The 15,529-nt window shown below is 70.5% G+C and carries 11 protein-coding genes and 1 tRNA gene; 2 read left to right on the forward strand and 10 right to left on the reverse strand.

All coding sequences use genetic code 11. The features are described 5' to 3' along the window. Nucleotides 1-343: 343 nt before the first annotated feature. The gene (locus IO29_RS25820; protein ID WP_051707895.1) at nt 344-1,891 is read right to left on the reverse strand and encodes a serine/threonine-protein kinase; all 1,548 of its coding nucleotides are present in this window, start codon (nt 1,889-1,891) and stop codon (nt 344-346) included. A 176-nt stretch (nt 1,892-2,067) separates the two neighbouring features. Here IO29_RS25820 and IO29_RS25825 point away from each other — a divergent pair, with 176 nt between their 5' ends. After that, on the forward strand, nt 2,068-2,838 hold the full coding sequence (locus IO29_RS25825) for an IS5/IS1182 family transposase (protein ID WP_030381875.1): 771 nt from the start codon (nt 2,068-2,070) through the stop codon (nt 2,836-2,838). Between the two features lie 66 nt (nt 2,839-2,904). Here the strand turns inward: IO29_RS25825 and IO29_RS25830 are convergent, their stop codons facing one another. From IO29_RS25830 to hemC, 3 genes are all read right to left on the reverse strand, one after another. Then, entirely contained in the window at nt 2,905-5,472 is a 2,568-nt protein-coding gene (locus tag IO29_RS25830; protein ID WP_030381876.1) for a helicase-associated domain-containing protein, read from the reverse strand. A gap of 300 nt (nt 5,473-5,772) precedes the next feature. Then, nucleotides 5,773-8,424, reverse strand: coding sequence for a hypothetical protein (locus IO29_RS25835; protein WP_030381877.1), 2,652 nt, complete (start codon nt 8,422-8,424; stop codon nt 5,773-5,775). A 490-nt stretch (nt 8,425-8,914) separates the two neighbouring features. Then, complete coding sequence (gene hemC, locus IO29_RS25840) at nt 8,915-9,829, reverse strand: hydroxymethylbilane synthase (RefSeq protein WP_030381878.1); 915 nt, start codon at nt 9,827-9,829, stop codon at nt 8,915-8,917. A gap of 128 nt (nt 9,830-9,957) precedes the next feature. Here hemC and IO29_RS25845 point away from each other — a divergent pair, with 128 nt between their 5' ends. Continuing rightward, nucleotides 9,958-10,449 carry a hypothetical protein gene (locus IO29_RS25845; RefSeq protein ID WP_030381879.1) on the forward strand — a complete coding sequence of 164 codons (492 nt, stop codon included), beginning with the start codon at nt 9,958-9,960 and terminating at the stop codon, nt 10,447-10,449. Between the two features lie 80 nt (nt 10,450-10,529). Here the strand turns inward: IO29_RS25845 and IO29_RS25850 are convergent. The 6 genes from IO29_RS25850 to tpg form a co-directional block, all read right to left on the reverse strand. Next, nucleotides 10,530-10,603, reverse strand: a tRNA-Met gene (locus IO29_RS25850). 53 nt (nt 10,604-10,656) lie between these two features. Then, entirely contained in the window at nt 10,657-10,863 is a 207-nt protein-coding gene (locus IO29_RS25855) for a cold-shock protein (RefSeq protein ID WP_030381880.1), read from the reverse strand. Nucleotides 10,864-11,032: 169 nt separating this feature from the next. Further along, the gene (locus tag IO29_RS25860) at nt 11,033-11,314 is read right to left on the reverse strand and encodes an HU family DNA-binding protein (RefSeq protein ID WP_024126850.1); all 282 of its coding nucleotides are present in this window, start codon (nt 11,312-11,314) and stop codon (nt 11,033-11,035) included. Nucleotides 11,315-11,842: 528 nt separating this feature from the next. Beyond that, the gene (locus tag IO29_RS38035) at nt 11,843-12,445 is read right to left on the reverse strand and encodes a hypothetical protein (RefSeq protein WP_106969880.1); all 603 of its coding nucleotides are present in this window, start codon (nt 12,443-12,445) and stop codon (nt 11,843-11,845) included. Between the two features lie 48 nt (nt 12,446-12,493). Continuing rightward, entirely contained in the window at nt 12,494-14,905 is a 2,412-nt protein-coding gene (locus IO29_RS25875) for a DEAD/DEAH box helicase (protein WP_051707896.1), read from the reverse strand. Nucleotides 14,906-14,943: 38 nt separating this feature from the next. Continuing rightward, nucleotides 14,944-15,522 carry a telomere-protecting terminal protein Tpg gene (tpg, locus tag IO29_RS25880; RefSeq protein ID WP_030381883.1) on the reverse strand — a complete coding sequence of 193 codons (579 nt, stop codon included), beginning with the start codon at nt 15,520-15,522 and terminating at the stop codon, nt 14,944-14,946. Between the last annotated feature and the right edge of the window lie 7 nt (nt 15,523-15,529).

A 15,529-nucleotide genomic window follows, 5' to 3' on the forward strand; every position in this document is an offset into this window, starting at 1 on the left:
CAGCAGCGGCTCCAGCTTCGGGCCTCGACGAGGAACAGACGCACCAGCAGCAGAAGTCACACCACAACTAACGATCAACTACTGGCGCAGGACACTAGACATGTATTGGCTGGTGAGGTCCGGGGCAGTCCGAGGCTTCGAGGGCGACGGCGTCGAGCTGCCTCCGCTGTTCGCTAGTCAGGCCAAGGCAACCGGGCACCGAAGTGGTGCGGGGCGAGGGACCTCGCCTTCTCGCGAGGTGCGTTTCGTGAGGGCGCTCGAGCCGGTGTCGCAGTCCGCGGTGGCCAGGATCTGGTCGTAACGGCGCCGGGAATCGCCTCGCCGTTGAAGGTGGTGGCGGCGTCTAAGCGTGGATTACGGCAGGCCGGGGCCGGGTGTCACGCCGGAGCTCGGTGCTTCCGGTCCGTGCTGGAGGAAGAGAGTCGTGGCGGGTGCGGCGAGGTGTGAGAACTGCAGTGAGAAGTGCTGTGGCTGGCCACAGCACCGCGCCGGCGGTGAGGTAGGTGAGGGGCGAAATGCCGGCGTGATGGGCGGCGAGCAGCACGGTGGCGGTCTGCAGGGCGCCGGCGGTCGTCGCGATGTCGCCGTACCAGGCCGTGCGGTGGAGCGCGTGCTCGACCAGGCGCCGCACACCACTGGCGCAGGCGACCATGGCGGGCCCGCCGAAGACGCTGATGGTCAGGGCGGCCGCCCACCGGGAGAAGTCGGTGACGAGGACGGCGGCTGCCGCGCCGCCGATGAGGAGCAGGAGGGTCATGAGGGCAGCCGTGGTGATCCTCAACTGCCCCGGGTGCGGTGGCTGGGGCGGGTCGAGAAGGTAGAGGACGGCGAGCAGCAGGCCGGCGAGAGCGCCGAGGCCGGTCGTCCAGAGCATCGGCAGGGTGGTGGTGAGCGAGAGGGCGCTGGTGATGGCGGCCGCGGTCAGTCCGGCCGCGCGCACGGTGGTGCCGCGGGCGCCCGGCTCGCGGTAGAGGGTGGCGGCGCTGGCGGAGGTCGTGGTGGCGACCAGCGTGGGTTGGTGCCGGGGCGCTGTCGCGGTGGGTGCGTCGGCGAAGGCGGCCAGCTCGGCGTGAAGCTGGGTGAGCCGCCTCCGGGTGTCGGCCGCGGTCGGCCGGCAGTCGGGGTCCTTGTCGAGGAGCTCCAGGACCAACTGCTCGAGCTCGCGGGGAACACCGGGGCGCAGGGCGGACAGCGGGGCCGGTGCGTCGTTGAGGTGCTGGTTGAGGACCTGCCAGCCCGTGCCGGTGAAGGGGACGTGGCCGGTGAGCAGCTCGTGGAGGAGGCAACCGAGCGAGTAGAGGTCGCTGGGTGCGCCCAGGCTGGTGTCGCCGCGGGCCTGCTCGGGCGACATGTAGGCGGGGGTGCCGATGGCGACGCCGGTCACGGTCAGGGTGTGGTGGGTGGCCTCGACCAGGCGCGCGATGCCGAAGTCGCACAGCTTCGCGGTGTTGCCGGATGCCTGGTCAAGGAGGATGTTGGACGGCTTGATGTCGCGGTGGACGATGCCGCGGTGGTGGGCGTCCTCCAGGGCCTGACTGATGTGGATCGCCCAGGTCAGGGCCTGGGTGATGGGGAGCGGGCGCCCGGTGAGCGTGTTCAGCGGCCGTCCGACCACGAGGTCCATGGCCAGGAAAAGGATTCGGCGGCCGTCGAGGTGGGCGGCGCCGTGGTCCCGGACGGCGACGACGTTCGGGTGGGACAGGCGCGCGGCGACCTGTGCCTCGCGGCGGAAGGCCGCTTCCTGTACCGGGTCCCCCTCCCCTACCAGGATGATCTTGAGGGCGACGTCGTGGGTCTCGTGGAGGTCCTCAGCGCGCCACACAGTGCCCATGCCTCCGCTGCCGATCGGCTCCTTCAGCCGGTACCGGCCGGCGACCGTCGTGTCGCTCATCAAGTCCTCCAGCCCTGCGTGTCCGAGCTCTGGGGCCGGCCGGCTCCAGGCGCCGTGGGCAAGGGCGTGCCCCGGTGCGGCGGAGCATACGAAAACGCCTTGCCGGGGCGGGGTGGAGCGATACTGGCGCCTAAGGGCTGTCCCGTAACTGCTGGTCACGGTGAGATGATCTTGCCGTGTCTGGTGTGATCACGGCGTCTGAGCCCTCCTGGATAGCCCCTTTCACCAGGCTGAGCCCGCGCCAGTTCGGGAAGCTGATCACCGCGCTCCGGCGTGAGGGTGTTGATCCGGTGCGCAAGGGCCGGCCCTGGAGCCTGCCGCTGGAGGACCGCGTGCTCCTGGTCGCCGCTTACTGGCGCACGAACCTGACCCTGCGCCAACTGGCCCCGCTGTTCGGGGTGTCCAAGTCGGCCGCCGACCGCATCATCGACCACCTCGGGCCCGCGCTCGCGCTCCAGCAGCGCAAGCGGTTCCGCAAGGACACCGTGCTCATCGTGGACGGCACTCTCGTTCCCACCCGCGACCACACCATCGCCGAGCAGTCCAAGAACTACCGGTACTCCACCAACCACCAGGTCGTCATCGACGCCGACACCCGGCTCGTCGTCGCGGTCGGCCGACCGCTCCCCGGCAACCGCAACGACTGCAAGGCGTGGGAGCTGTCCGGCGCGAAAGACGCCGTCGGAAAGACCACGGTCATCGCAGATGGCGGCTACCGGGGTACCGGCCTGGTCATCCCGCACCGCCGTGAGAAAGGCCAGAGCGAACTCCGGGACTGGAAGGAGGAGCACAACGCCTCCCACCGCAAAGTCCGCGCGCGCGTGGAGCACGCCTTCGCCCGGATGAAGGGATGGAAGATCCTTCGCGACTGCCGGCTCAAGGGCGACGGCGTTCACCACGCCATGCTCGGCATCGCCCGCCTGCACAACCTCGTCCTTGCCGGGTGACGCAGAAACCAGCAGGCCACCAGCCATGTCAGAGATCATTTACGGGACAACCCTTAGGGCCGCGTGTCAGGCCGGGGCTTCCGCATCTACGTCCTGGATGTGGCTCAGATGGAAGGTGCTTACCTCGTCGTCGGTTCCGGTCCAGGCGTACAGGTACGGCGGATCGAGTTCCAGAGAGTGGATGGTGTGGGTGGTGGGTCGGCCTGCGCCGGGTGCGTAGGTGATGGCGGTTTCGAGGGCGTTGTCGAGGGCGTGGGCGAGGCGGCGCAGGGCGGGCGGATCCAGATGCTGGGCGTCGCGGGCGAGGACCTGTTCGGTCGGAGAGAGCCGGGGCACCGGCATGTCACCGGTGGCCGAGAGGAGAACTTCGGCCAGGTCGGCGAGGTCGGGTGCTTCCGGCGCCGGTCCGGCGGTCCGTGGTGCGGGCAGGAGCGGGTGACGGTTGGGGGTGGGGCGCTCGAGCCGGATTGCACCGTCATGCTCTTCGTCGATGGGGGCGTACCCGGCGTCACGGAGGGCGGCGAGCACCGTGACGCCGGGGAGCGGGCTCGTCAGCACGGTCGGGGCTAGCACCCGCAGGCTCAGCGGGGTCAGCCGGTCGCTGGCGGCGATTTCGGCGATCAGGGCGGTGTCCGTGCTGTGCAGGAGGCTGGCCGGGGTGGTGAGGCGGACCCGGCCGTGCGCGTCGGCGGCTTCCCGGACAAGGTCCGTCAGTCGCTCGGGCAGGACTGTGGTGTCGGCGATGCTGCGCAGCGCGTGGAGGAGGTCGTCGGCGGTGTGCCCGGTGTCGAGGGCGCGGCGCAGCGAGGCTGGGGTGATGTGCCAGAGGGATGCGGGGTGGCGTACGGCGCGGTCGGCCATCTGGTCCAGGAGGGCGGCCAGTCGGGGCGAGCACACGCCGTCGACGGTGGCGGTCACGTCCGGGTCGGTGTGGAAACGCGCTGTCTCGGCCGGCGGTGGCAGCACCTGCTGGGCGCATGCGGCGAGCTCGGTCTCGTTCAGGGCTGGGTCCGTGTTGTGGTGGCGCAGTGCCGCGCCCAGTGGGCTGAGTGCACCCTGTGCCAGGACGCCGAGGAGTTCGGCTTCGCGCACCAGCGGCGCGAGGGCGGCCTTCTCGTGGTCTCGATCGCGCTGCCCCGAGTACGAGTACTTCTCCGTGCAGGCGCAGAACCTGGCGCGGGGCCGGTACCAGGCGAGCAGGTCGGCGAAGGCGCCGAGGAGATCGTCTGCGGTGTCGAGGGCTTGCTGCGGCCCGAGCGCGGCCGCGCTGTCCAGGAGGGCGGTACGTGTCGCCCGGCATCCCTCGCATTCGGCCCGGGAGGCCAGAGCGGGCGTCGGGCCGTCCGGCGCGTCGTCGTCGGTGCCGTAGCGGGTCGCGATCGGTGTGGTCCGGGTCGGGGTGAAGCGCATCATGCGCCAGGCCAGGGCGAGTGGCGCGTACTGCCCGGCCGGGTCGCGCGCTGTCCAGGCGTCGTACCCGGTCGTCGCCAGGATCCGCTGCTGACCGTCGTGCGCCAGGAGACCGGCCGCGTGGGCGCATTCGAGGACGAGGCGGACCGCGGCCGGCGTACAGCCGGAGGCCTTGGTGATCCGGGTCAGTTCGCGGGTGCCGATGCCGCCGTCCTTCAGCAAGGCCGGCGGCTGTTGGCCGCACGCGTGCAGGACCGTTGCGGCTTGGGCAAGGAAGGTGACGGCGGCGGCCGAGGCAGCCTCGGTGATCTGCTGGCTGGTGACGGCCGTGAGCGGGGTCTGCGGCGGCCGGGGGTGGAAGGGCGCGGCGGGCTCCGGTCCGCGCAGCGCGATCAGCACCTCGGCTGGCAGCTGGGTCTCCCGCTCCATGAAGAAGCCGGAGGCACCGGGGGAAACGGGCCGGTCCTTCGACGAGAGCAGGGCTCGCTCGGCTGCCCAGTTCTGGCCTTCCTGGCCGGCGGAGGACATGGAGATCGAGCTGTATGTGGTGGAGTTGTACTGGCGCAGATGCTTCAGAAGCTCCTGGGCGGGCGAGGGTGCATGGGTGAGGAGGTCACGCACCCGCTGACCGTCACGATGGTGGGCGAGGAGCATGGTGCGCTGCTCGCTTTCGGAACCTGCGTCGGTGAGAGCCAGCGTGTCGAGGGCCGTGGCCAGGCCTTCGCCGTGCAGGTTCTCCACGACGGTCTCGAAGCCGACAAGCCGGTTGCGCAGGCCCAAGGGCTCCTTCCACAGCTCGCGGAGCGCTTCAGCCATGATCAGGTTGCTCGGCTCGCCGGGAACCGCATCACGAGCCCACACGAGTCCCAGGGCGGACAGCCGGCCGAGGGCCCGCTCAAGGGCGGCCTCACCGTCGTCATTCGGCTTGCCGGGCTCCTGTGGCAGCCCGAGCATGGACGCGAGCAGGGGCCGGGGGCAGGGCGCGGGAAGGGCGGCAAGCGCCTCGGCAACCTCCACGCACGGCAAGGACAGCAGCTGGATGGCGGCCCGTTGGACGCTGCCGGGCCGCAGCAGCCGCTCGGCGATCTCGCTCAGCGTCCGCGGGCGCGGCTCGGTGAGCGCATCCCGGCGTTCGGCCAGAAGCTGCTCGAGCCCGTGAGGCCCGAGCGTGCGCAGATGATCGCAGAGTTGGTCAACGGCGGACGGATTGCTGTCGGACACCATGCTCAACCAAGCCTCTTCATTAGATGCGGTGTCCGGTCCCCAGCGGCCCGACCGCCGTCCACATGTAGCAGGCTCGGGCATGCCGGGTGTGCTCTTCGGAGGGAGTTCACCGTTGGCCGCGCCAGGACCGGCAAGAAAGGGCAGACCTCTGCACTCCAGGGCCGTTCAGATGTTCCCACTGCCGAGACCGGTGGGCCGGAGACGGGGGGAAGAGCAGCGCGGCGGACTGCGGTTGCCCGCCGGCGCCCCACGACCGGCCATCCCGATCGTGAGGCGTCAGTGCGCGGCGGCCCGTAGTGGTCAGTCCGTGTCGTCTTCGTGTCGGCGGCCGTGGAACATCATCGAGGTCCCGCCTTCGGGCAGGTACCAGCCGTCCGCGGCCATGTGCGGCGGGATGTAGGTCGGGTTGGTGTCGGTGTTCAGGCTCGATTCCGGGTCGGTGATGTCCCGGATCGCCCGGCGCTGGATCTCCCGGAAGTCGTAGCTGTCGGGTCCGTCGACCTCCCAGGTGATGTCGCGTAGGACGGCTTCGTGCTCGTCCGGATCGTCTGTCGCGGTGGCGGTCTCGATCATGGGGTGGACCTCGATCAGTCCGCCGTACAGGCACAGGACGATGAGGAGCTGGCAGACGCGGTCGGAGAAGTCGCCGAAGCCGTACTCCTGGCCGCAGCCGCAGGACGGGTCATGCGCGTGGACGTCGAATTCCACCTCGTAGGGCTTGCCGGTCAGCGCGTATGCCGGCAGGGCCTGGGTCTGTCCGCTCGGGCAGGGGTGCGTAGTGTCGAACAGGTTGATCCACACCTTGACCCTCGTGGCCGCGAAGCCCGTGTATTCGGCTTCGAGAGCCTTCTCCAGGCGCTGGTGGGCGGCGTAGGCCTTCTCGTCGACGCTCTTCCAGCCTTCGCCGAGCCGGTGTCCGGCCAGATGCAGGAACTGGTTGGTCAGCAGGGACAGTTCATCGAGCGTGGGCAGCGACTCGTCCGACGTGGCGGGGCTCGTCTCGGTCGCCGGGGCGTCATCCCCGCGGTTCGATGGATGGTCGGAGGGCCAGACCTCGGTGAGTTCGTCCCCGGGTTCAGCCCGGCGGATCAGCGCGACGTCCGACAGCGTCAGCCCGAACACGGAGCGGCCGTCCGACACCTGCAGCCACGGCACGTCGCGGGGGCCGGTGCTGTGCGCGTTCACGCTGACGATGTCGACGCAGATCTGCACGGGTTCGGGGAGCTGCGCAGCGGGCCCGAGCCACAGTGCGTGGACCCTGGTCTTCACGGGGAGGAACTGCTGCGCCTGGCGCACCGCGTGGGGGGCGTGGTCCGAGGGAATCCACCAGCCGCTGCGGGCCCACGCCTGGTCGGCGTCGACCGCGTCGCACCCGTCGAGGTCGTAGAGGGCTTCAGCCGCCTGCTGGCGGGCCTCGTCCCGGATCGCACGGCACAGGTCGTTCGCGGGCGCGGTGCTTCCCAGGCCCTGGGCATCGGCTCCGGCCACTGCTGCGCCGTCCCAGACCGGGACGCCAGCCGGCGTGAAGGGGATCTTGCCCAGGACGACAGCGAGCTGGTTCGCCCGGTCGATCCCGTGGGTGAGGCGGGCGTCGGCTCGGCTCCGGGCGGGGCGGTCGTCGTCAGGCTGAGCTCCGTACCGGCGGCGGGGGTCGTCGGGTTCTTCATCCAGGCTGTGCCCGAGGAGCATCGGGAACAGCTGGTACTTGAGCAGCGCTTCGAGCCCGTACTCGACGTTCGAGGCGTCCCCGGTGACGGCGAAGGGCTTCATGGTCTGCCCGAGTCCGTCGCTGAGGGAGTGGACGACGTGGAAGGGGGTGCGGTGGCGGTCGCGCTCGTGGCTCTGGGTCGTGAAAGCCACGGCGTAGGCGATGGCGGCGGGCCACAGGGCGTCGCGCCAGCGCACTCCGGATTCCCGGCACAGGGCCTTCGCCGCGGCGCGGGCGGTGGGGTCGTGGCGGTCGACGGCGTCGACGAGCGCGGCCAGGGTCGCGCCGGCGCCCAGGTGCTTGAACGCCTCGTGCCAGTGAGCGGGCGGCGGGAGCCAGATCCAGGATCGCTCCAGCGGCTCTCCCCAGCGTTCCATGATGATCGGCCAGCCGCCGCGCTCCTTCAGTTCGCGGTCGAGCCGCGTGCCCAGGTTGGGGCCGCAGGTCAGGGCGAGGACGGCCGCGACCGCGTCCCATCCCGCCGGAGCGACCAGGTCGTCGTGGAGAAGCCGGTCGAGTTGGACCGCGAGGTACGGCAGATCGGTGCGGTAGGCCTGGTCGCCGTCGAAGATGCAGGCGGGGCACACGGGGAGGGCGCTGGGCGAGTTCTTCAGCAGATGGTGCTCGGGGTACCGGTCTGCGCAGATCGGACACGACGCGGTGGAGTGCTCTTCTGTGCCCCGGACCCGGTGGAGCCGGGTCTTTCCGAGCTTGGAGTCCATGCGGCGCGCGGTGACGCGGACGGCTTCAGTGGAGCAGTCCGCGAGGCCGTCCTCGAAGTCCTCGACGGTCGCATTGCCCGACGGGCACATCGACGTCAGGTACAGCGACTTGGTCAGGTCCGATTGGCCCGGGTCATCCGGATCGTGTTCATCGCCGTCGGCATCGTCATCTGCACGTCCCACGGACAAGCTGAGACCCGCGACAGGCCCCGCGTAGACCGTGAGGCCGAAGCAGTCCACCTCGGGCTCGTGGTGGCCGGCTCCCCATCCCAGGAGACGGAGCTCCGCAACCAGGGCCTGCAGGTAGTCCCGCGCGAGCATGCGGCTGGGGACTTGGGCGGCCACAGCCGGGTCAGTGAGAATCCGGACGGCCTCCGCACGGCCGGCCGCGTCCAGGACCGGGGGCAGCAGCTTGCGCTCGGCGGCGTCGACGACGCGTTCCAGAGCCCGCTGGTATCCGCAGCCGGTCGCCTTGTTGAGCGCCCGGGCGATCTGCTGGCGGTTGGTGACGTTCGATGACAAGACAGCTCCTGCACGCTCCGCGTCATGCCGCCCCACCACGACAAACGCCGAGTGCGCAAAGGCGGTCAAAGACGAGGGAAACGCCATGCATCACCACTGCGTCACCTCCCAGCGGCAGCTGGATTCACCAGAGCCCGGAGGTGGGTCCGGGCAAGGCACGCCTCACGGTGATGTGCGTCCGCACGATGCTACCCGGACGTCTTTCTGCGGAGGGACGAACGGCTGACGTTCTCGTGGCCGACGGTGCGGGGCCATGGGGCTCTGGTAGCCGACGCGGGCGGGAGGGAGCGGCTGACGCTGGCTGCGCAGCACGAAGGCCGCGAGCATCGGTCGCCCGACGAGCCGGTGAGTGCGCGGTGATCGCGGATCGCGAGGTAGACACCGCCCTGGGAGCCGATCGGGCGCCCGCACGGGCCGAGGACGAATGCGGCCCGCACCTGGTACGGCCCGCCCGGCCTGTGGCCTTCCACCGAGGCCGGGAGGAGCCCGGTCAGCGGCGCCGGGAGGAGGCGAGGAGGTCGTTGGCGCCCTGGGCGATGAGGTCCTGGGCGACTGCTCGGCCCAGGGTCTGCGGGTCGGGTCCGGTCCGTGCGGCGGCCAGCATGGCCGACCCGTCCGGGATGTAGACCCGGGCGGCCAGGTGAAGCTCTCCCGCCGCATGGGCAGTGGCGTGACCGGCGATCGGGGCGTGGCAGTGCCCGGCGAGGGCGCGCAGCAGCGTCCGCTCCGCGAGGGCGGCTCGGGTGGCGGCGGGATCGGTGAGCGGGGTGAGGAGGTCTTGGTCGTCGGCGCGGATCTGCAGGGCGAGCTGGCCGGCGCCGAGGGCGGGCATCATCCGGTCGGTGTCGATGATCTCGGTGGCTTCGGACTCCCGGCCCAGGCGGCGTAGTCCGGCGAGGGCGAGGATCACCGCGTCGACGTCGCCGGAGCGGGTCAGGCCGAGGCGGGTGTCGGCGTTGCCGCGTACGGCGACGACGGTGAGGTGCGGGTGGGAGACGGTGAGCTGGGCGATCCGCCGGGGGGCGGAGGTGCCGATGCGGGTGCCGGCGGGCAGGTCGTCGAGCTTGGTTCCGGCAGGGTGGACCAGGACGTCGTGGACGTCGTCGCGTCGCGGGTACAGGCACACGGTGCCGTCGGGTTCTGGCTCGTCGCCGGGCATGTCCTTCGCGCAGTGCAGCGCGAGGTCCGCGCGGCCGTCGAGAACGGCCCGGGCGACGGCGCTGGTGAAGGCGCCCTTGCCGCCGACTTCGGCCAGGGGTCCGGTCCAGCTGTCGCCGGCTGTCGTGATGGGGACGAACTCCGGCACGGTGCCGGGGCTCGTGCGGGTGATCTCTGCCATCAGCCAGTTGACCTGTGCTGTCGCCATGGCCGAGGCACGGCTCGCGATCCTGATGTGCTGCGTCATACCGATGCACCGTAGGCCCGATGTGGGGGTGCTCATGCCGACACGGTGTCCGTCGCCGTGAGCCGGGCTTTGCCCGTGGCGGAGAATGCGCCGGAGATGAGCGGCGTACGAGGAGGGAGGGTCGGCAGGTGGGGCGTCGTGAGCGCAAGGTGCTGGAGCCGATGGTCAACGGGCTGCGGCCGACGATCACCGATACAGGTGATGCCGGGCCCGACCGGTTCGCCTTGACGTGCCCGGAGTGCGGTGAAGTGAGCCGGCACGCCTTCGCGCTGCTGGCCCGTAGAGCGTTCGAGGAGCACGCGGACGAGAACCATCCGGCCGGGCCCAGTCCGCTGGAGCAGATCCGTACCCTCGTTGACCTGGCCGAGACCGCTCCGGGTCGGTGGGAGTGCACGCTCGGGCCGGACACGTACCGGGTGTGCGAGCGCGGTGCGGGCCGGTTCGAGGTGGAGGTGGCCGGCCGCCGCGGCGTGATCGAGGCGAGGATGAGCACGCTCGACGACGTGCGGATCGCCATCGGTGGTCATGCCGGGCTGGTCGGCCGTGCTCTGGCGACGGCTGCCGCCATCGGATCGGGCCGCGTCTGTGTCTCCCCGGACAACGTCGTCTTGCTGGAGTGAGGCAGGTCCGGCTTGGCCGGGATGGTGCGTGGTTCGGATACGGCGAAGGGCCCGGATAGAAATCCGGGCCCTTCGGTCAGTAGCGGGGACAGGATTTGAACCTGCGACCTCTGGGTTATGAGCCCAGCGAGCTACCGAGCTGCTCCACCCCGCGTCGGTGAGACCACTCTACAGTGGCCGTCGCGGGGCGGCGCTCATTTTCCGGGGTCAGCCGCGGCGCACGATGTTCTCGGCCTGGGGGCCCTTCTGGCCCTGGGTCACGTCGAAGGTGACCTGCTCGCCTTCGACCAGTTCGCGGTAGCCGTTGCCAGAGATGTTGGAGTAGTGCGCGAAGACGTCCGGTCCGCCGCCGTCCTGGGAGATGAAGCCGAAGCCCTTCTCGGCGTTGAACCACTTCACGGTGCCGCTGGCCATGCGTGTGTCCTTCGAAAGTTGCCGGGTGTTCGCCCGGTTGGTCTGTGGGTGGTGCTCTCCGTCGTCGGAGGGCACTCGCCGTCCGTACTACCCCGTGGGCGGGATGCCTATCCGGCTTCGGCGCGGGTGAGGCGTGCCGTTGTGCCACCCAGCGGGGCGGAGGACGGGGCTACTTGCCCTTCGCGGCTTCCTTGAGCTTCGAGCCCGCGGAGACCTTCACGCTGTAGCCAGCCGGAATCTCGATGGGGTCGCCGGTCTGCGGGTTGCGGGCGGTGCGAGCGGCACGGTGGGTGCGCTCGAAGGTCAGGAAGCCAGGGATGGTGACCTTCTCGTCGCCCTTGGCGACGACCTCACCGGTGATCTCGGCGAGGGCGGTCAGCACGGCGTCGGCGTTCTTGCGGGTCACCTCGGCGCGCTCTGCGAGGGCGGCGGTCAGCTCACTGCGGTTCATGAAAACGGTGCTCCGTGGTGCTCGGGGTGCCGCGGCCGCTGGGCGGACGCGACGCTTCTGGCGCCATCCTGTCACCGGGGTCGGACAGCGCCGTGCCCCGGTGCCGACGGCGGCCGGGGCCTTGGGGCACCGACATACGTCCGCGCCCGCATGGTGAGTGCTCTGGCAGAGACTGCATCGCCGGGCTGGTGGGAATCAGATCCCTTGCACCTTCTCGGGGAAACACTTGGTGCACCACCGCTGTCCGTCTCCGAGAGTGTGGTCACCGCGCACCCTGAGCCTCTGCCCCGGGACGTGTATACCGTCCTCCGGCCCCTCGCTGCAGGACAGACGCTGGAAATCGTTCTCGGCGCGGCCGACGGCCCGGTGCACGACGCGCTCGTCCTCGCGGGGGTCCGCGGACCGCACGCGCTCACTGATGATCAACATTCACAGCTCCTTCTGCCGCGTCAGACGTTGGCGGGTTTCATCGGTGCGATGTCCTGTGTTTCGTCGGCGCACCGCATGGGGATCGGGGGATCGCGGCGGTCACCTCTTGGGCGTTGGGGCCTGCCCCTGCGCCAGCCCGTTGGCGAGTGGGCGTCCGAGGTCGGCGAGCGTATTGGGCGGGAAGCCGTCACGGAGCACGGGCAGCATGCGGTCGAAGTCCTGGAGAATCCCTCCGCCGTCGAAGGGCCAGAGCCGGGGATCGGTGACCGCGATGCCGACGTATGCCCGGCCAGGTTCGTCGTCCCAGGTCGGGTCCAGCACGGTGCCGTCCGGACGGACGGTCCAGGCGTGGGGCAGGTAGAAGTCGAGTCCGGCGTGGGTGAGGGCGAACCCTTCGGCGTATACCAGGCCTTCTTCCTGGTGTTCCTTCGCATACTGGGCGGAGTTGCTGTAGCAGAGCCGGTCGGGCATGCCGATCAGGCCCTCAGGGCGGGGTGTGGGAGCGAAGCGGCGGCCCAGGGCCAGCAGGAGGTGGTACTGGCTGCGGTACCTCCAGTCTGCGGGGATGTCGTAGGCACCCTTCACGATGAGCTCGGCGTGCTGGCGGAGGTAGCGGATGAGGCCGTCCTCGGCAGCGATGACGGTCGCGGTCGGGGAGGCGTCGTTCGCCGCGCAGCGGTAGTTCTCCGGTGTGCTGAGCACGGTGTGGGTGCGTACCTTTCGTGTCCGGGAGTTCGCCGGCGTTTCGGTTCAGGTGCCGGGGGTGGGGGTGATCGTGGTGAGCGGCTGGGGGTGGCGGGTGATGCCGGCGGCGGTGACGGCCTGGAGGTGTTCGGGGGGCAGTTTGTCCCAGCGTTTGCGGAGGTTCTTGAGCCACTGGCCGACCTTGTACTCCTCACCGTTGAGGGTGACCGTGTCGCGTTGGCGGATGTTCAGGTGGCCTTCGCGGTCGCGGAAGGCGGCGACGGCCGCCAGGCCCTGCTCGAGCTGCCGCTGCTGGCGGGCGGCGCGCCCGGTTGGCTGCGGCGGTTCGTTGTCGGCGGGCTCGATCAGGGTGATGCCCAGTTCGCGCACGAGCCGGAGCTGCTCGGGGTGGAGCGTGCTGTAGTCGGTGCTCTGGGCGCGGACCCATTCGCCGAGGGGCTCGTCGTCGTCGGTTACGAAGTCGGCAGGGAGGTCGTCGAGGGTGATGCTGGCGTCGGCGTAGGCGCGTGCGGTGTAGTAGAGGCGCTGCCAGGTGATCGACCAGGCGGGGTTCCAGTACGGATCGATCTCGGCAAGTGCGAGGTCGGTGGGGTCGGGTTCGAGTCCGTTGTCCGCACGGGCGCGGGCGGCGGCCCGTCGGTTGGTGAGCCAACGGCCGAGGGCGAAGTCGCCGGCCATCTCGCCGGTGGGGGCCGCGAGGTGTCCGTGGCGGGCGGCCCAGTTGCGGGCGTGGAGCAGTCCGCGTTCGGCGGCCTGGGTCTGGAGGTTCCAGATGATGCCCAGGTGTTCGAGGGCCTTGATCTGAGCGGGCTTGAGGGTGCCGGCCGCGTACGCCTTGCGCGCGCGGTTGATCCAGCGGCCGAGCGCGAATCCGGTCTCATCGTCGTAGAGCCGGGGGACGTCGAGATGCCCGTAGGTCTGGTGGTAGGTGGTGGCGGCTTCCAGGCCGCGGCGGAAGGACGCCTCGCGGGGGTGAAGGACCCGCAGCCGGAACGCCTGCGCGATGGTGTCGGCGGGGAAGGGGCGGTCGAAGGCGACGTCCACGGGCATGCCCGTCTCCTCGTCCTCGTCGTCCGGGACCGGGTGGGCGGGCTGCTGGGGGACGGCGAGCCGGTCGGCGATGCGGTCGTCGTGGGCGCGCAGGGCTTGGAGGACCCGCCAGAGCGGCCGGTACAGGTTGGAGCCCATGAGGTCGTCGGCGTCTTCGCCGGGGGCGACGTAGACGGGGACGATGAGCGTGGCTTTCTTGCCCTGGCCGGGTTTCTGGCGCAGCGCCCTGCCGACGGCCTGGACCGTGTCGACGATCGACTCCTTGGGGTCGGCGAAGACGACGGTGTCGATCGAGGGGATGTTGACGCCCTCGCCGAGAAGGCGGGCGTTGGCGATCAGGGTGCGGTGAGCGGGCTCGAGGAACTCGCCGGGGCGGCCGTCGAACCGGTCGAGGAGCTCGCGGCGGTAGGCGGGGTCCTGGTTGCCGTCGAGGCCGGTCGCCCACAGCTCGCCCGGGTCGGGACAGCTGGTTCCGGTCTCGTCGAGGGCGTAGAGGCGCGTGGCGGTCTCGCGGAGGGTGCCGGCGAAGGCGTGGGCATCGGCGACCCGGTGGTGGAAGGAGACGACGCGGCGCAGGTCGAGCTCGGCCATGGCACGCAGGACGGCGATCTGGAGGGCGGCTTGGCGCAGTTCGGCTTCGGTGGCCTTGTCGGAGATCCCGAGCCGGGTGCGGATGGTCGCCTCGTGCACTTCCATGACGACGACGCGGTAGTCGGCCAGGAGGTCCATGTCGATGGCCTCGGCGAGCGGGAGGCGGAAGCAGGTGTCGCCGTACAGGTTGGGGTTGTCCATGGACGCGACGAGCGAGTCGTCTTCGTCGTCTCCGGGCTCACCGGCCGACCAGATGCGGGGGGTGGCGGTGAGGTAGAGGCGCTTGTGGGCGGGGATCAGCTCGTCGTCGTGGACGGCTGCCCAGCGTTTGCCCAGGTGACCGCTGGTTCGGTGGGCTTCGTCGATGGCGATCAGCGACCAGGGCGGGAGGGCGAAGCGGTGGTGGGCGTCCTGGACGCGGTGCAGGGAGTGGTAGGTGGCGAAGACCGTCAGGCCGGGGTTCTGGTGGACGGTGGCGGTCAGGGCGGCCGGGTCGGTGGTGAACGCGACGGCTTCGCCTGTGGTGTTGGGGCGCTTGGAGCACAGGGCGAGGATGGGGCCGCTCATGCCGGCGGTGCGCCAGTCGTCGATGGTCTGGGCGAGGAGTTCCAACGTGGGCAGGAGCACCAGGCGGGTGCCCTGGGGAGCGACGCGGGCGGCGGTGCGCGCGGCGACGTACGTCTTGCCGGTGCCGCAGGCCATCACGACGGAGGTCCGGGCGGTGTGGCGCAGCGCGGTGTGCGCTGCGTGGACGGCCTGGGACTGGTGCGGGCGCAGCCTGATCCTGGGCGGCGGGGTGGTGATGGTCGCGGTCACGGTGGTGGCCGGTCCTCTCAGCCGGGGACAGTCGGCGGTCAGGTGATGCTGAAGCGGATGTGGTCGATGGCGGTTAGCTCGACCTTCTGAAGCGAGCCGGCGCGGGTGCCGCCGTCGGTGAAGTAGTCGTCGCGCAGTCCGTCGGCGATCAGCTGGGCGAGGTCTTCTTCGGAGGCGCCGGCCGCCTTGGCCTCGAAGAGGGCGGCCGCGGTGGCGGCGTCCAGGCGGCGGGTGAGACGCCGGTAGCGCGGGTCGTTGGTGCTTCCCTTGGGGGAGGTGAATCCGAACTTGCCGCGGACGTCGACCTTGATGCCGCCGGTGGTGACGGCGGCCTGGAGCTTCTTCGCCTTGACGATCGGCTGCCAGAGCTTCTTGACCTCGGCTTCGATGAGAGCGGCGGTCTCGGGCTTCGCCGTCTTGATCTTGTCGTCGCGGTAGCGCTCGACGGTGCGCTGGGACTTGCCGATCTTCTCGGCGACCGCGCGGGCGGCCTCGGCACGGCTGACGCCCTTCTCCTGCTTGAGCAGGAAACGGATCCGGGCGCCCAGGGTCTTGGGGATCGGCTGGGAGTAGGCGGTCTCGGCGGCCTCTTCCAGCCGGTCTTCGATCAGTCCCACGTTCAGT

The organism is Streptomyces sp. NRRL F-6676 (assembly GCF_000725625.1).
Lineage (GTDB): Bacteria > Actinomycetota > Actinomycetes > Streptomycetales > Streptomycetaceae > Streptomyces.